Raw genomic sequence first — 731 nt, forward strand, 5'->3', positions numbered from 1 at the left:
TTAGTTACCTCTTCATCTTCATCTCCTGTGGCTGGCGCTACAGTAACCATCACCGCTCAATTGGCGGATGCTAACAACAACCCAGTAAGTACTTCTGGACAAACCGTTACTTGGACTAAGTCTGATGCTAACGGCAGTTTTGCTACAGCTACTTCGACTACCAATGCAAGTGGTGTGGCAACAGTCGTATTCACCACACATACCGTGGCTGGAACTTCAACTACAGTTACAGGTACTACTTCAGCTATCACAGGTACTTCGTCTACCATTACGACAGTAGCTGGTACGGCTACTAAGTACTTAGTTACCTCTTCATCTTCATCTCCTGTGGCTGGCGCTACAGTAACCATCACCGCTCAATTGGCGGATGCTAACAACAACCCAGTAAGTACTTCTGGACAAACCGTTACTTGGACTAAGTCTGATGCTAATGGTAGTTTTGCTACAGCTACTTCGACTACCAATGCAAGTGGTGTAGCAACAGTCGTATTCACCACACATACCGTGGCTGGAACTTCAACTACGGTTACAGGTACTACTTCGGCTATCACAGGTACTTCGTCTACCATTACGACAGTAGCTGGTACTGCTAGTAAGTATTTAGTTACCTCTTCATCTTCATCTCCTGTGGCTGGCGCTACAGTAACCATCACCGCTCAATTGGCGGATGCTAACAACAACCCAGTAAGTACTTCTGGACAAACCGTTACTTGGACTAAGTCTGATGCTAA

1 protein-coding gene is annotated in these 731 nt (G+C 46.1%); it reads left to right on the top strand.

What is annotated here, in order from left to right; translation table 11 throughout:
• Positions 1-731 (top strand): hypothetical protein (locus tag G9H60_RS13220; RefSeq protein ID WP_223144512.1); only part of this gene is annotated, 731 nt, incomplete at both ends.

Origin of the sequence: Aquirufa aurantiipilula, assembly GCF_019923745.1 — a bacterium.
Lineage (GTDB): Bacteria > Bacteroidota > Bacteroidia > Cytophagales > Spirosomataceae > Aquirufa > Aquirufa aurantiipilula.